We start from the raw sequence: 15,785 nt of genomic DNA, 5'->3' as shown, positions 1-15,785 counted from the left end.
GCCGACGACAGACTGGCGGTATGAACCGTCAGGGCCGGCCGGTCCGGTGGGTGGGGCGCCTGCTCTGCTGGACCCTGGCCGCCGCCATGGCCACCGCCGCGATCGAGGCCTTCTTCTCCCCCGGGGCGGACCTGTGGCACGCCCTGTGGCCGGTTCCCTGGTACCTGGTGCCCGTCTGGGCCCTGCTGTGGGCGGCGCTGCGCGCCCGCGAGAAGCGTCCGCGGGACGACGAGGCCCTGTGAAACGCCTTTTGTGAATGGCCGGAGTTGTACCTGACGGCCAGTCAAAGGCGTTTCTACGATGCCCATCGCTTCCCCTCCTTCACAGAATCCTCATGGATTCTTCAAAGGTTGGGCACTCAACAACCCCCCACCCGTCCAGGGAGAGACCATGCCTGGTGCACTCCTCGTGAGCGGCGCGCTCGCCGTGCTGCTCGCCACACCGATGTCGTCGACGTCCTTCGACGACCCGCCCCCGGACAAGATCGTCATCAACCTCGCCACGGTGAACGGCTCCGGCTGCCCGGCGGGGACGACGGCGGTGGCCGTGTCGGAGGACAACACGGCGTTCACCGTGACGTACAGCGACTACCTCGCGCAGGCCGGCGGGAACTCGGACCCCACCGCCTTCCGCAGGAACTGCCAGCTCAACCTGGTCGTCCACGTCCCGCAGGGCTTCACCTACGCCATCGCGAGCGTCGACTACCGGGGCTTCGCCTCGCTCCAGCCCGGCGCGACGGGCCTGCAACGGGCCTCGTACTACTTCCAGGGCTCGTCGCAGACGGTGTTCAAGAACCACCCCTTCACCGGCGCCCTCAACGACAACTGGCAGGCCACGGACACCACGGACTGGGCTCAACTGGTCTGGGCCCCGTGCGGGGTGCAGCGCAACTTCAACATCAACACCGAGCTGAGGGTGAACTCGGGTACGTCCCCGAACAAGGTCAGCTTCATGACCATGGACTCGACGGACGGCGACATCAGCACGGTGTACCACCTGGCGTGGAAGCAGTGCCCCGGCAAGTAAGCCCCCGGTAGAGCGCCGGGCGGTCAGCGGGTCGGCCGCCCGGCGTACCGTTGCACGCGGCACCCTAGGGGCGCTCTCTGTCCCCGAGCTGTCAGTTCGACGAAGTGACGATCAGTCAAGATCCCTGCTGGACAGGTGATACGCGACTAGCTCGCGCCGGCGCCCGTGTTCTCGAACGTCCACGCCTGGAACGGGTCGCCGTACTCGGGGGCGAGGGCGCAGCGCGGCGGGAAGATCCGCAGCAGGCTCATGCCGAGGCGCATACGGGCCTCCACGACGTTGATGAAGTAGGTGTCCGGGCGCTGGGCGGGGGCGATCTGCCATGCGCGGGGCTCGTCCAGCAGCAGGGCCAGCTCATGCATGTCCGGCTCGCCCTCGTAGCTCACATGCGTGGGCGATTCGGGGAGGGCGATGTGGTAGGTCCCGTCCTTGCCGGTGCTGCTGACCTGCCAGTCCTGGGTGTACCCGCTCCCCGGCGGCAGGAGGACCAGCTGCGATCCGGGGTCGGGGTCCAGGGCGGTGAGGAGCTGCTCGCCGGTGAAGGTGATCCGGTAGATGCCGTCGGCCAGGCTCGACATGTCTGCTCCGCTTCGTGTGGGGGTTGGCGCGCCGAAATGGCTACGCTCCGTCAGCGAAGCAGAGTGAATCACCGGGAGGCCAGCCCAAACCGCGCGGCGGCACACGAACGGGTGGAGAAGCGCCCCGAAAGGGACGCGGGAACCGCGCTACCAGCCCCCACGCACCCGCAGCCGAAATCCGCCCCTCAGGCACCCGCCGCATTGGGCCAGGCCCCGGCGTTGGGCCACCCCGTGGCCGGGGCCGGAGTCAGGCCATTGGTGCCTCTGACCTGTGCGGCGGTCAGGCCGCCCTGGGCGGGGACGCCGGGCGGGGTGAGTCCGGACACAGAGGCGGCAGGCGCCGGAACGGGAACAGGAACCGGCATCGGAGCCGGAGCCGGAGCGGGCGCGGGCGCCGGCATGGCAACCGGAGCCGGCATGGGCGCCGCAGGCATCGGCGCCGCGGGCATCGGCGCCGCAGGCATCGGCGCCGCAGGCATCGGCGCCGGCGCGGGAACAGCCTGCGGAAACACCTGCGCTGCCGCCGGCATCGGCATACCTGCCCCGCTGGACCCGCCGGAGGCCACCGCAGGCATCGGCATCTGGATGCCCGCCCCGTTCGTCGCACCGATCAGCCGGTCCACGGCCGCCGTACCCGAGCTGTAGCTGGTCCCGGCGCTCAGCTCGGGTACGGCGGCTCCCCTCCTGGTCCCGTAGAGCACCTGCTCCAGGCCGGACACCAGGCGACGCACGTCCACCTGGGGGCGCACCACGAGTCTCAGGAAGCGGCTGGACGAACCGATCTTGTTGCCGCACTCGCGGACCAGGATCCGGTGCTCGGTGAGCAGCCGGTCCCGGACCACCGTGCCCTCGGCGCCGACGGGAAGGCGCACGAAGAGGAAGTTGCCCTGGGAGGGGTAGACCGTGAGTCCGGGCAGGGCCGAGAGCTGGCTGGCCATGTCCAGCCGGTCCCGGCGGATCTGCTGGAGGCTCTGCGCGTACTCCTGGCCGTGCTCCTTCAGCATGAACACCACGTGCTCGGCGAAGGCGTTGAGGTTCCACTTGGGCAGCATCGAGCGGACCTTGCCCGCGAGGGCCGGGTTCGCGACCATGTAGCCGAACCGTATGCCGTGCAGGCCGAAGTTCTTGCCGAGGCTGCGCAGCACGACGACGTTCGGCCGGATCATGGCCTCCTGCACGACCGACGGCTCGGCCTCGGCGTCCGCGAACTCCAGGAACGACTCGTCGACGACGACCAGGTCCAGATCGGCCATGGCGTCCATGAACTGCACGATCGCGTGCTTGTGGAGGAAGCCGCCGTCGGGGTTGTTCGGGTTGCAGATGACGGCCGCGCGGGTGCCCCGGGTGCGGATGAAGTCCGCGTACTGCGCGAGATCCAGCGCGAAACCGCTCGACTCCTGGAGCGGGAACATGTCGACCCGCTTGCCGGTCTCCATCGGCTGGTCGGTCCAGCGGCCGAAGGTGGGGACGGGCACGGCGAGGGACTCGCGGACCAGCAGATGGTCGATCCAGGTGATCAGCTCGGTGGAGCCGTTGCCCATCGCCACGGCCTGCGGCGGGAGCTGGAGGAGGTTGCACAGCTCGGCGGTGATCGTGTCGGCGCTGCTCGGGTAGTACGTGATGATGTCGCGCAGCCGCGCGGACATCGCGTCCCACATCTGCGGGGTGGGGAAATACGGATTGACCGGGATGCAGAAGTCGATCGGGCCGGCCCCGTCGCCGCCCGCCCGCTGCAGCGCCGCCATGGACGGACTGTGCGCCGCGGTGCTGCGGAACAGCGAGGTGACGTTGTCGGCCATGGAACCTCCGTATGAGGCGGGCCCGGTGGGGACGGCCGGGCCCGTCGTGTGTAGGCGGCCCGCGCGGGGGAGCACGGGCCGCCGTTACATACGGATCCTCAAGGGGCTCTGTTCAACGCGTGAAGAACCGGTGTGACGTCACCCCCATCAGGCGCGTGCCGGACCTCACACGCCGAACGAGTGGACCGTCGTCGACCGGTACGTCTGGCCCGGCCGCAGCACGGTCGAGGGGAACGACGGGTGGTTCGGCGAGTCCGGGAAGTGCTGCGTCTCCAGGCAGAGGGCGTCGCCCTGGCGGTAGATGTGGCCGCCGCTGCCGACGAGGGTGCCGTCGAGGAAGTTGCCGGAGTAGAACTGCAGCCCGGGCTCGGTCGTCGAGATCCTCAGGGAGCGCCCCGAAGCGGGGTCGCGCAGGATCGCGACCTGCTGGGGCCGGGCGGTGATGCCCTTGTCCAGGACCCAGTTGTGGTCGATGCCCTTGCCGTACAGCAGCTGCTGGTTGGCGACCCGGATGTCCTTGCCGATCTTCTTGGGGAGGCGGAAGTCGAAGGGGGTGCCCGCGACCCGCGCCAGCTCGCCGGTCGGGATGAGACCCGAGTCGACGGGCGTGTAGCGCGAGCCGGCGATCGACAGCTCGTGGTCGTAGATCGAGCCGCTGCCCTCACCGGCGAGGTTCCAGTAGACATGGTTGGTGAGGTTGACGACGGTGGCCTTGTCGGTGGTGGCCTCGTAGTCGATGCGCCAGTCGCCGTGCCGGGTGAGGGTGTACGTCACCTTCGTCCGCAGCGTGCCGGGGTAGCCCATCTCGCCGTCGACGCTCGTGTAGTACAGGTACAGGCCGACGTCCGAGCCCTTGGCGAACGGCTCGACGTCCCACACGTGCTTGTCGAAGCCCTTCGACCCGCCGTGCAGGCTGTTCACACCGTCGTTGACGGACAGCTGGTAGTCGGTGCCGTCGAGGGTGAACTGCCCCTTGCCGATCCGGTTGCCGTAGCGGCCGATCAGCGCGCCGAAGTACGGGGACTTGGCGACGTAGTCCTCGATGGTGTTGAAGCCGAGCGACACGTTCTTGTAGTGGCCGTGCCGGTCGGGGATCTCCAGCGACTGGACGATACCGCCGTAGGAGAGGACCTTCAGGCGGGTCCCACCGTTGGCGAGGGACCAGCGGTGGACCTTGGTGCCGTCGGCGAGCGTGCCGAAGAGTTCCTTGACCGGCGTCCCGCGGCCGGCGGCCGGGGTGGAGGCCTGGGCCGTGCCACCGAGCGTGGTCGCGGCGAGACCTGCCGCCGCCGCGCCCGCGATGACCGTGCGTCTGTTCAGTTCCATGTGCGGCTCCCGCAGAAAGTTGAAGGCCCCCACCGTTCGGTGGGGGCCGTGTCACTTACGAACCGGACTTGCGCTTGTTCCACACGTCGAAGCCGACGGCGGCCAGCAGGGCCAGGCCCTTGATGACCTGCTGCCAGTCGGTGCCGACGCTGAGGAGGTTCATGCCGTTGTTCAGCACACCGAGGACGAGACCACCGATGATCGCGCCGAGGACGGTACCGACACCGCCGCTCATGGACGCGCCACCGATGAACGACGAGGCGATCGCCTCGAGTTCGAAGTTCAGGCCCGCCTTCGGTGAGGCCGCGTTCAGACGGGCGGCGACCACCAGACCCGCCAGGGCCGCGAGCACGCCCATGTTCAGGAAGACGAAGAAGGTGACCTTCTTGTCCTTGACGCCGGACAGCTTCGCCGCCGGCAGGTTGCCGCCGATCGCGTAGATGTGCCGGCCGAAGACCGCGTTGCGCATGATGTAGCCGTAACCGACGACCAGCACGCCCAGGATCAGCAGCACGATCGGCGCGCCCTTGTAGCTGGCGAGCAGCATGGTGACGGCGAGGATCGCGGCGCCGATGGCCACCAGCTTCAGCAGGAAGAGGTTGAACGGCACCACATCGAGCGAGAACTCCTGCTGCCGCTTGCGGTCCCGGATCTCCTGGAGGATCACGAACGCCATCAGGACGATGCCCAGGAGCAGCGTGATGTTGTGGTAGTTGGTGTCCGGGCCGACCTCCGGCAGGAAGCCGTTGCCCATCTTCTGCAGACCGTCCGGGAACGGGCCGAGGGTCTGGCCCTTCAGGAGGATCTCCGTCAGACCGCGGAACAGCAGCATTCCGGCGAGGGTGACGATGAAGGACGGTATGCCGAGATAGGCGATGAGGAAGCCCTGCACCGCACCGGCGACCGCGCCCACGATCAGGCACAGCACCAGCGCGACCGGCCAGGACACGCTGTGTTGGACCGTCAGTACGGCCGCGAAGGCGCCGACGAAGGCCGTGAGCGAGCCGACCGACAGGTCGATGTGCCCGGCGATGATCACCAGCATCATGCCGATCGCGAGGATCAGGATGTAGCTGTTCTGCAGGACCAGGTTGGAGACGTTGCGCGGCAGCAGCAGGTCGCCGTCGGTCCACACCTGGAACAGGACCACGAGCAGGCCGAGCGCGATCAGCATGCCGTACTGGCGCATGTTGCGGCGCATGCCGTCCAGCACCAGCTGGAGCAGGCCGCCGCCGGAGGCCGATCCGCCGCTCTTGCCGGGCGGCGCCGCGGCCGGGCTCTTGTCGGTCACATCGGTGCTCATCGCGTTACCTCTTTGTCCTTCGTCATCTGACGCATCAGCACTTCCTGCGTGGCCTCGGCCCGCGAGAACTCGCCCGTGAGCCGGCCGGCGGCCATGGTGTAGACGCGGTCGCACATGCCGAGCAGTTCGGGCAGCTCGGAGGAGATGAAGACGACCGCCTTGCCCTGCGCGGCGAGTTGGTCGATGACCGTGTAGATCTCGTACTTGGCGCCGACGTCGATGCCGCGGGTCGGCTCGTCCAGGATCAGCACGTCCGGACCGGCGAAGATCCACTTGCTGAGGACGACCTTCTGCTGGTTGCCGCCGGAGAGCTTGCCCACCGGCTCGAACACCGTCGGCGCCTTGATGTTCATCGACTTGCGGTAGCCCTCGGAGACCTGCCGCTCCTCCTGCTCGTCGACGATGCCCCGCTTGGCCACCTTGTTCAGGGCGGTCAGGGAGATGTTGCGGTTGATCGTGTCGATCAGGTTGAGACCGTAGTGCTTGCGGTCCTCGGTGACGTACGCGATCCCGTGGGCGATCGCCTCCGCGACCGTCCGGGTACGGATCTCCTTGCCGTCCTTGAGGACCGTGCCGCCCGCGTACCGGCCGTAGGTGCGCCCGAAGACGCTCATCGCCAGCTCGGTGCGGCCCGCGCCCATCAGTCCCGCGATGCCGACGATCTCCCCGCGGCGCACGTGGATCGACACGTCGTCGACCACCTTGCGCTGCTGGTCGATCGGGTGGTGCACGGTCCAGTCCCGGATCTCCAGGGCCGGGGCCGCGCCCTCCTCCGCGTGGTGCGGGGTCCGCTCGGGGAAGCGGTGGTCGAGGTCGCGGCCGACCATGCCGCTGATGATCCGGTCCTCCGTCGTCTCGGGCGCCTTCACGTCGAGCGTCTCGATGGACTGGCCGTCCCGGATGATCGTCACCGAGTCGGCGACCTTGCGGATCTCGTTGAGCTTGTGGGAGATGATGATCGAGGTGATGCCCTGCTTCTTCAACTCCAGGATGAGGTTGAGGAGTTTGTCGCTGTCCTCGTCGTTGAGCGCCGCGGTCGGCTCGTCGAGGATGAGCAGCTTCACCTTCTTCGACAGCGCCTTGGCGATCTCCACCAGCTGCTGCTTGCCCACGCCGATGTCGGCGACGCGGGTCTCCGGGTGGTCGTCGAGACCGACCCGGCGCAGCAGTTCGGTGGCGTGCCGCAGGGTCTCCCGCCAGTCGATGAACCCGCCCTTGGCGTGTTCGTTGCCGAGGAAGATGTTCTCCGCGAGGGAGAGGTACGGCGACAGCGCCAGCTCCTGGTGGATGATGACGATGCCGTGCTGCTCGCTCGCCCGGATGTCCTTGAAGCGGCAGACCTCCCCTTCGAAGAGGATCTCGCCCTCGTAGGTGCCGTGCGGATGGACACCGGAGAGCACCTTCATCAAGGTGGACTTTCCGGCGCCGTTCTCCCCGCAGATGGCGTGGACCTCGCCCTGCCGGACGGTCAGTGTGACGTCCGAGAGCGCTTTGACACCGGGAAAGGTCTTGACGATCGAGCGCATTTCCAGGACGGGTCCCGCCATGGTCGTGCCTTCCAATCCGTAAGGTTCGACGCTTACTTGAGCTGGTCCGCCGTGTAGTAACCGCCGTCGACGAGCACCTGCTTGTAGTTGCTCTTGTCGACGCTCACCGGCTGCAGGAGGTAGGCGGGGACGACCTTGGTGCCGTTGTCGTAGGACTTGGTGTCGTTGATCTCGGGCTTCTTGCCGTTGAGCGCGGCGTCGACCATGTCCGTGGCGACCTGGGCGAGCTTGCGCAGGTCCTTGTAGACGGTCTGCGACTGCTGGCCGGCGATGATCGACTTCACGGAGGCCAGCTCGGCGTCCTGGCCGGTGATGACCGGCAGCGGCTTGCTCGCGCTGCCGTAGCCGTCCGACTTCAGCGCGGCGATGATGCCGATGGAGATGCCGTCGTAGGGCGAGAGCACGGCGTCGACCTTGCCGCTCGTGTACGACGAGGTGAGCATGTCCTCCATGCGCTTCTGGGCGGTGGCGCCGTCCCAGCGGAGCGTGGTGACCTGGGTGAGGTTGGTCTGGCCGGACTTGACGACGAGCTTCTTGCTGTCGATGTACGGCTTCAGGACGCTCATCGCGCCGTTGAAGAAGTACTTGGTGTTGTTGTCGTCGTTGGAGCCGGCGAACAGCTCGATGTTGAAGGGGCCCTTGCCGCTCGCGAGGCCCAGCTTGTCGACGATGTACTGGCCCTGGAGCTTGCCGACCTTCTCGTTGTCGAAGGACGCGTAGTAGTCGACGTTCTTCGTGCCGAGGATCAGACGGTCGTAGGAGATGACCGGGATGTGGGCGTCGGCGGCCTGCTGGAGGACGTTGTTCAGCGACTTGTTGTCGATGGCGGCGACGATCAGCGCCTTGACGCCCTGGGTGATCAGGTTCTCGATCTGGGAGACCTGCTGGTCGGGGTCGTCCTCGCCGAAGACCAGCTTGGTCTTGTAGCCCTTGGCCTGAAGGTCCTTGACGACGTTGTTGCCGTCGGTGATCCAGCGCTCGGAGGACTTGGTCGGCATGGCGATGCCGATGGTGCCGCCCTTGGCGTCACCCTTGTCCTCGTTGCTGCCGCCTTCGCTGCTCTGGCCGCAGGCGGTCAGGGTCAGGGCGAGGGAGGCGGCTCCGGCTATGGCGGCGAGGGCGGCTCTGCGAGTGCGCATCATCATCATCCTTGATGTGTGGGTGGGGCGGGGGTTCGGTCGGTCCGGCGGTGCGAGGAGCGCTTCGGAGGGCTGTGCGGGTGACCGAGAAGAGGAGTTCTGGGGGATTGTGTTCGGCTCGGTGGACTTTTGTGAAGCTGGTTTGTTCGAAATGTTATGCGGGAGTTTCGAAACGCTTCAGTTCGCCGGGCAGCCGGGATCCCAGCGGCGCCATGTCGCCGTCGGCCCCGTGCCGCGCCAGCAGATCCAGGGCCAGCCGGCCGCGCCGCACCCGCTCCCGGGCGGTGGACAGCGTGAGGTCGCGCAGATGGTGCCCGTAGGGGTAGATGCCGGGGGTCTTGGACAGACCGAACTTCAGGTAGAGCGGAGCGCCGCGCCGGATCAGCTCGGCGACCTCGTACATCCGGATGTAGCCGCCGAGGTCGTCGGGGGCCTCGATGTACATGTCCATCGGAGCGCCCGACACCCGCCGGATCTCAGTCAAATGATCCAGCGTCAGATCACTGGGCACATTGATCGAGTCGGCGCCCAGCCGCTCGTACACCGCGTACGAGGCCGGGTTGACGGGGCCGATCAGCGCCGACACCTTCAGCGTGGTGTCGGCCGGGATGATGCCGCGCACCCGTGCCTGGTGCAGCGTCCACAGCACGCCCTCGTCGGCCACCAGCAGGCACTTGACGCCCAACTCGGTGGCGCGGACGGCGTCTTCGAGGCAGCCGGCGACCGCGTCGTGGCCCCGGGCGCGCAGTCCGGCGCCCCGTGAGTCGGTGCGCACCGAGGCGCCGATGTCCCAGGTGCCGCGCGGCCCGGTGAACAGGCAGAGCTCGATGTCGCGTTCGGCGGTGGCCTCGACCATCTCGGTGATCTCGGCGTCGGTCAGCATCCACACACCGCTGCCCTGGCTGATCCGGTGGATCGGCACATCGAGGCGGGAGGCTTCCTTGAGGATCACGGCCAGCGCTTCGGGACCCTCGCACGAGGGGATCTCGGTGCGCCAGCGGCCGCCGCCCGGAAAGGAGTGGGCGGAGGCGTCGGCGGGGTCCAGGGCGGGGGCGGCCAGGCCGAGCGCGGCGAGCGCCTGCTCGCCGGGCCTGCGGGCTGCCGTAACGGAAGCGTCGGTCACAAGCTGTCCTTCGTGGTTGTTCGAAATATCGGACGAGGTTCGCGGCTCACGGCGTGGGGGGCTCTGGGTGTACGCCGGTACGGAAGCCGTCAGTTCGCCCCCGTACCGGCGCACGTCTGAGGGGGCCTACGGTCGGAGCAGCACCTTGCCCACCTTCGGATCGCCGGAGCCCACCAGCTCGATGGCCTCGGAGAACTCCGCCAGCGGCAGCTCGTGCGTGACCAGCGGCAGCGGATCGAGCAGTCCCGCGCCGAACACCCGGACCGTGTGCGACCAGGCGTCCGGCGGTGCCCCGAAGACGGAGTGCACCTCCAGCTGCCGTACCACCAGATCCGTCGGGTCCAGACCGTCCGCGCCCGGCGCCGGGATGCCCGTCAGGACCAGGCGTCCGCCCCGGCGCAGCAGCGAGGCCGCCGTCCGCGCGGCGGAGGCCGACCCGGCGGTCTCGATCACCACGTCGAAGTCGTCGGGCAGTTCCTCGTCCCGCGTACGGAAGCCGGTGGCGCCGAACTGGAGGGAGAGCGCCTCCCGGTCCCGCCGGGTGCCCACGACCAGCAGCTCGCCCGGTGAACCCGCCTTCAGGAACTGCACGGCGAACATCCCCAGGGTGCCGGTGCCGACCACGGCGACCCGCTCACCCGGCAGGGCGTGCGCCTTGATCGCGGCGGCCGCGATACAGGCGGCCGGCTCCAGCAGAGCGGCGGCGGTCAGATCGGCGTCGTCCGGCAGGGCGTGCAGCAGCCGGGCCGGCAGGGTCAGCGTGGCGGCCATGGCACCCGGCTGGGTGAACCCGGTCTCCTCGTACCCGTCCGTGCACAGCGTGGTCTCGCCGGCGTGACAGCGGTCGCACACCTGGCAGTTGCGGAAGCCCTCGCCGACGACCTTGCGGCCGACCAGCGAACCGGGGACCCCGGCGCCCACCCGCTCCACCGTCCCGGACCACTCATGGCCCGGCGTGAGCGGGTAACGCACGTAACCCTCGGGCCGGTTGCCCTGGTACACCTCGCGGTCGCTGCCGCAGATGCCCACCGCGTGCACGCGCACCAGCGCCTCGCCGGGGCCGGGCTCGCGCGGCGTGTGCTCGACGAGCCGGTGCTCGCCGGGCGCCTCGACGACGACGGCGGTGCTCACACCGTGCCCTTCGGCTTGCGCTGCTCCCAGCCCTCGGCCCACAGGTCGAACCGCGCCTGCTGCTGCGGGAACTCGGCGGCGGCGTCCACGTCCAGCTCCACGCCGAGACCGGGCGCGTCGGAGAGGTGGAAGTAGCCGTCGATCACCTGCGGGGCGCCCTTGACGACCTTCTTGATCTCCGCGTCCGCGAAGTCGTTGAAGTGTTCGAGGATCTTGAAGTTGGGGGACGTGAAGCCGACCTGGAGGGAGGCGGCGGTCAGCACCGGCCCGCCCACGTTGTGCGGGGCGACCAGCATGTAGTGGGTCTCGGCGGTGGCCGCGAGCTTGCGGGTCTCCCAGATGCCGCCGATGTGGCCGACGTCGGGCTGGATGATGTCGACGGCCTGGCTCTCGAACAGCTCGCGGAACTCGATCCGGTCGTGGATGCGCTCACCGGTGGCGACGGGGATGTCGACCTTGGCGGCGACCTTCTCCAGCGCCTTGAGGTTCTCCGGCGGCACCGGCTCCTCCAGCCAGGCCGGCTTGAAGGGGGCCAGCTCGCGCGCCAGCCGGACGGCGGTGGCGGGGGAGAAGCGGCCGTGCATCTCCAGCATCAGCTCGGCGTCCGGCCCGATGGCGTCCCGCACGGCCTCGATGAGGGAGACCGCGTACAGGGTCTGCTCGTGGTCGAGCTCGTAGTGCCCGGTGCCGAAGGGGTCGATCTTGAGCGCCTTGTACCCGCGCTCCATGACGCCCTGGGCCGCCTTGTGGTACGCCTCCGGGGTGCGCTCGGTGGTGTACCAGCCGTTGGCGTACGCCTTGACCTTGTCGGTCACCTTGCCGCCGAGCAGCTGCCAGACCGGCACCCCCAGCGCCTTGCCCTTGATGTCCCAGCACGCCATCTCGACCACGGCGATGCCGGACATGACGATCTCACCCGCGCGGCCGTAGTCGCCGTACTTCATCCGGCGCACCAGGTCTTCCACGGCGAACGGGTCGGAGCCGAGAATGTGGTTGGCCTCGGCCTCCCGCAGGTAGCCGATCAGCGCGTCGGTGTGGCCCAGCATGCGGGTCTCACCGACCCCCGTGATGCCCTCGTCGGTGTGCACCTGGACGTAGGTCAGATTGCGCCAGGGCGTCCCGACCACGTGAGTGCTGATTCCGGTGATGCGCACGGCAGTTGTCCCTCGCTGCTTCGTCGACGCTGTTCGAGATTTCGTCACACGTTCGAAATGCTGGCGTGACAGTAAGGACGGGGCGCCTGGGGTGTCAATGGGTCGAACACATAACGGTTTCGACAGTTTCGATGTCGGCTTTCGAGAAGGTTGCAGGCGGTCGACGGGTTTTCATGCCGCTTGGGCGGTCTGGCGCAAGTTCCCCCGCCGGGAGAGTCGTTTTCCCACACAACCTTCACAGGCGGCCCTAGGAACGTCACCCGGGCGGAACTTAGTCTTCCCGCGTCATGGACTACTGCCACCCGTGCCGAAGGCACCTCAACGGCGCCCTCGCATGCCCGGGGTGCGGCACACCTGCCGAACGGCTCCGCGCGCATCCGGAGGAGCCGTACGCGGCCGAGCCGGCGCGCGCGTACGCCCCGGTACCGGACGCGGTCGCGTACGCGACCCAGGGGCACGGATCCCCGGCGTACGGATCACCGGCGTACGGCGGGCAGCCCTACGCGGCGCCACAGGGGTACGGGCACGAGGCGTACGCCCCCGAGGTCCCCGAGGCCACCGTGCCGCGCCAGTACGCCCCGCAGGGCGAGCCGTCGCGCCCGTACGCCTCCGAGGCGGCCGAGGAGGAGCCGGAGAGCGTGGAGGGCGCGGAGGCCGCCGGAAGCGCGGACGCGGCTGAGAGCGCTGAGGACGGCGGGAGTGACCGGGCCGGCAGGAGTGACCGGGCCGCCTCGGCCGGTGTCCCGCGCGGTGAGGGAAGCCGTCGCGATCGCAAGGCCGCGGTGCATCGCAAGCGCCGCCGCCGCACCGTGCTGATCGCCGCCGGATTCGTGCTCGCGGCCGGCGGCCTCAGCATCGCCGAGCTCGGCATCGACGCGCCGGGCTTCTCCTCGCCGGACCCGTCGGCGGCCGGCGGCGAGGCGGACGAGGTGGACGCGGGCTCGCCGTCGTCGGACTCCTCGCCCGACGTGAAGAGCGCCGACACCGGGACCGCGAAGGGCGCGCACGCCTCGGCCTCCCCGAGCGCGTCGGCGTCGGGCTCGCCCTCGGCGTCCGCGTCGGCCAGTGCGTCGGCGTCCGCGTCGCCGGGCGCCTCCAAGGACCCCCAGTCGGCCCCGGGCGCCCCCCGGCCGACCCCCGCCGCCACGACGGCCCCCGACCCGACCCCCACGACGGACCCGACCCCCGCCGCGCCGACCCCGAAACCGTCGCCGTCGGAAACCTGCAACCGCTTCTTGTGGTGGTGCACGTAGGCCATCCGGGCTATCGGTGACACCAACACCCTCGTGCCGCAGTTGAGTCGAACAGGTACACCTCGCCGTACCGATCACCGGAAGCGGGCTTCGGCTGGACGGGCGAGGATGTCCGCAGCGGTCTTGGTGAGGAGAGCGGATGACGCAAGCGATCCACGGAACCGTCGCCGACGGTTTCGAGGCGGTGCGGGAGGAGTTCGCCGCCTTCGTGGCGACGGAACGGCCCGACTACGAAGGCCAGTTGTGCGTCCACGTCCACGGCCGCCGCGTCGTCGACCTGTGGGCCGGGGGCGATGGCGCCGGACCCGAGTCCCTCTACGCCGTGTACTCGTCCACCAAGGGCGCCGCCCACCTCGTGGTCGCGCTCCTCGTGCAGGACGGCACGCTGGAGCTGGACCGCAAAGTGACCTACTACTGGCCGGAGTTCGCCGCCGAGGGCAAGGGCCAGCTGACCCTGCGCGAGCTGCTCGCGCACCGGGCGGGCGTGGTCGGCCTCGACACCGGGTTCAGCGGGGAGGAGCTGGCCGACGACCGGGTCGTCGCCGAACGGCTCGCCGACCAGCGGCCGTTCTGGCGCCCCGGCACCGCGTTCGGCTGTCACGCCCTGGTCCTCGGCGCGCTCACCGGCGAGGTCGTCCGGCGCGCCACGGGCCGCACGCTCCAGGAGGTCTACGAGGACCGGGTGCGGGCGCCGTACGGGCTGGACTTCTTCCTCGGACTGCCGGCGCTCCACGAGCCGCGCTTCCGGTCCGTGCAGCCCATGACGCCGACCCCCAAGCAGCGGGCCGTGCTGAACGCCGCGCCGAGCGGGCCGCACACCCTGGCGTCCATCGCGTTCAACACGCATGTGCCCGGCTGCGGGGACCTGGTGGACTACGCCAACTCCCGTACCGTGCGCGCCAAGGGACCGGCGTCGGCGGGCGGGGTGGCCTCGGCGCGCGGGCTCGCCGGGATGTACGCGGCGGTGATCAGCGAGCTGGACGAACGCCCGCCGCTGCTCAAGCCGGACACCGTCGCCGAGATCGGCCAGATCCACTCCATCGGCCACGACCTGGTCGCCCGCGCCCACAAGGCGTACGGCCTCGGCTTCCAGGCGACCGCCGACACCTGGTACCCCTTCCTGGGCGCCGGCGCGTTCGGCCACAGCGGCGACGGCGGTTCCCAGGCCTTCGCCGACCCGCGCAGCGGCCTGGCCTACGGCTACACCCGCCGCCGTATGGCGTTCCCGGGCGGCGCGGCACCGGAGAACGAGCGGCTGGTGGCGGCCGTCCACCGGGCCGCCCTGGCGGTCTGACACGGGCGCGAGACGCCCCTGGAGGCGGGCGACCGGACGGCCAAGGGCCGCACCCCACGTCCAGGGGTGCGGCCCTCGTCCTGCGCAACGACCGGGTCGGACAAGCGTCACGGTCAGAGCTTGACGATCATCTTTCCGGTGTTGTCGCCGCGCAGGACCCCGAGGAACGCCTCCAGGTTGTTCTCGATGCCCTCGACGACGGTCTCGCGGTACTTCAGGGCGCCCGACGCGACCCACGGGCCGACCTCGGCCACGAACTGCGGCTGGAGGTCGTAGTGGTCGCCGACCAGGAAGCCCTCGATGCGGCCGCGGGTCTGGATCAGCCGGGCGAGGTTCCTCGGGCCGGGGGCGGGCTCGGTGTTGTTGTAGACGGAGATCATGCCGCAGACCGCGATCCGGCCGCCCTGGTTGAGGGAGCCGATCGCCGCCTCCAGGTGGTCGCCGCCGACGTTGTCGAAGTAGACGTCGATGCCGTCGGGGGCGGCGGCCCGCAGCTGCTCGCTCACCGGCCCGTTCTTGTAGTTGAACGCGGCGTCGAAGCCGTACTCCTCCACCAGCAGCTTGACCTTCTCGTCGGAGCCGGCCGAGCCGATGACCCGGGAGGCGCCCTTGAGCTTGGCGATCTGCCCGACCTGGCTGCCCACGGCACCCGCGGCGCCGGACACGAACACGACGTCGCCCTCCTTGAAGGAGGCGGTGCGCAGCAGGCCCGCGTAGGCGGTGAGGCCGGTCATGCCGAGGACGCCGAGGTACGTCGACAGGGGCGCGGCGCCGGGGTCGACCTTGACGGCGTTCTTGGCGTCCACGGCCGCGTACTCGCGCCAGCCGAGGAAGTGCAGCACGTGGTCGCCGACCTCGATGCCCTCGGCGTTGGAGGCCACGACCTCGCCGACGGCGCCGCCCTGCATGACCTTGCCGAGCTCGAAGGGGGCGACGTAGGACTTGGCCGCCGACATGCGGCCGCGCATGTACGGGTCCACCGACAGGTACTTGTTGCGCACCAGCACCTGACCCTCGCGCGGCGTCGGGACCTCGGCCTCGACCAGGGCGAAGTCCTCGGGCTTGGGCCAGCCGACGGGACGGCTGAGCAGGTGCCACTCGCGGTTGATCAT

The 15,785-nt window shown here is 69.5% G+C and carries 14 protein-coding genes; 4 read left to right on the top strand and 10 right to left on the bottom strand.

Annotated elements, in window-relative coordinates; genetic code table 11:
* Positions 1–20: 20 nt before the first annotated feature.
* A complete protein-coding gene (locus ACZ5NW_RS12040) occupies positions 21–242 on the top strand; it encodes a hypothetical protein (protein ID WP_468743690.1) in 222 nt (73 codons plus the stop codon).
* A gap of 148 nt (positions 243–390) precedes the next feature.
* Positions 391–1,026, top strand: a complete 636-nt coding sequence (locus tag ACZ5NW_RS12035; protein WP_468743689.1) for a DUF4360 domain-containing protein — start codon at positions 391–393, stop codon at positions 1,024–1,026.
* Positions 1,027–1,172: 146 nt separating this feature from the next.
* Here ACZ5NW_RS12035 and ACZ5NW_RS12030 read toward each other — a convergent pair whose 3' ends face one another.
* From ACZ5NW_RS12030 to ACZ5NW_RS11990, 9 genes are all read right to left on the bottom strand, one after another.
* Positions 1,173–1,604: a hypothetical protein gene (locus ACZ5NW_RS12030; protein ID WP_468743688.1), complete on the bottom strand. Its 432-nt coding sequence runs from the start codon at positions 1,602–1,604 to the stop codon at positions 1,173–1,175.
* Between the two features lie 185 nt (positions 1,605–1,789).
* Positions 1,790–3,403, bottom strand: coding sequence for a pyridoxal phosphate-dependent aminotransferase (locus ACZ5NW_RS12025; protein ID WP_468743687.1), 1,614 nt, complete (start codon positions 3,401–3,403; stop codon positions 1,790–1,792).
* A gap of 165 nt (positions 3,404–3,568) precedes the next feature.
* Positions 3,569–4,729, bottom strand: coding sequence for an aldose epimerase family protein (locus ACZ5NW_RS12020; protein ID WP_468743686.1), 1,161 nt, complete (start codon positions 4,727–4,729; stop codon positions 3,569–3,571).
* 55 nt (positions 4,730–4,784) lie between these two features.
* Complete coding sequence (gene mmsB, locus ACZ5NW_RS12015) at positions 4,785–6,032, bottom strand: multiple monosaccharide ABC transporter permease (RefSeq protein WP_468743685.1); 1,248 nt, start codon at positions 6,030–6,032, stop codon at positions 4,785–4,787.
* Positions 6,029–7,579 (bottom strand): multiple monosaccharide ABC transporter ATP-binding protein, encoded by a 1,551-nt coding sequence (gene mmsA, locus ACZ5NW_RS12010; RefSeq protein WP_468743684.1) that lies wholly within the window; start codon positions 7,577–7,579, stop codon positions 6,029–6,031. The genes mmsB and mmsA overlap by 4 nt, the downstream gene beginning before the upstream one ends.
* Before the next feature lie 32 nt (positions 7,580–7,611).
* Positions 7,612–8,718: a multiple monosaccharide ABC transporter substrate-binding protein gene (gene chvE / locus ACZ5NW_RS12005; protein WP_468743683.1), complete on the bottom strand. Its 1,107-nt coding sequence runs from the start codon at positions 8,716–8,718 to the stop codon at positions 7,612–7,614.
* A 154-nt stretch (positions 8,719–8,872) separates the two neighbouring features.
* Positions 8,873–9,841 carry a hypothetical protein gene (locus ACZ5NW_RS12000; protein ID WP_468743682.1) on the bottom strand — a complete coding sequence of 323 codons (969 nt, stop codon included), beginning with the start codon at positions 9,839–9,841 and terminating at the stop codon, positions 8,873–8,875.
* Positions 9,842–9,967: 126 nt separating this feature from the next.
* A complete protein-coding gene (locus ACZ5NW_RS11995) occupies positions 9,968–10,972 on the bottom strand; it encodes a zinc-dependent alcohol dehydrogenase (RefSeq protein WP_468743681.1) in 1,005 nt (334 codons plus the stop codon).
* Positions 10,969–12,126 (bottom strand): mandelate racemase/muconate lactonizing enzyme family protein, encoded by a 1,158-nt coding sequence (locus ACZ5NW_RS11990; RefSeq protein ID WP_468743680.1) that lies wholly within the window; start codon positions 12,124–12,126, stop codon positions 10,969–10,971. Before ACZ5NW_RS11990 ends, ACZ5NW_RS11995 begins: the two co-directional genes overlap by 4 nt.
* A gap of 287 nt (positions 12,127–12,413) precedes the next feature.
* Here ACZ5NW_RS11990 and ACZ5NW_RS11985 point away from each other — a divergent pair, with 287 nt between their 5' ends.
* Entirely contained in the window at positions 12,414–13,379 is a 966-nt protein-coding gene (locus ACZ5NW_RS11985; protein ID WP_468743679.1) for an SCO2400 family protein, read from the top strand.
* A gap of 139 nt (positions 13,380–13,518) precedes the next feature.
* Complete coding sequence (locus tag ACZ5NW_RS11980; RefSeq protein WP_468743678.1) at positions 13,519–14,673, top strand: serine hydrolase domain-containing protein; 1,155 nt, start codon at positions 13,519–13,521, stop codon at positions 14,671–14,673.
* Positions 14,674–14,786: 113 nt separating this feature from the next.
* Here ACZ5NW_RS11980 and ACZ5NW_RS11975 read toward each other — a convergent pair whose 3' ends face one another.
* Positions 14,787–15,785, bottom strand: a complete 999-nt coding sequence (locus ACZ5NW_RS11975) for an NADP-dependent oxidoreductase (RefSeq protein ID WP_468743677.1) — start codon at positions 15,783–15,785, stop codon at positions 14,787–14,789.

It is taken from the genome of Streptomyces sp. NPDC032126 (genome assembly GCF_055580085.1).
Note: the sequence above shows the minus strand (reverse complement) of the source record. Positions and strands in the feature narration are given on the sequence as shown.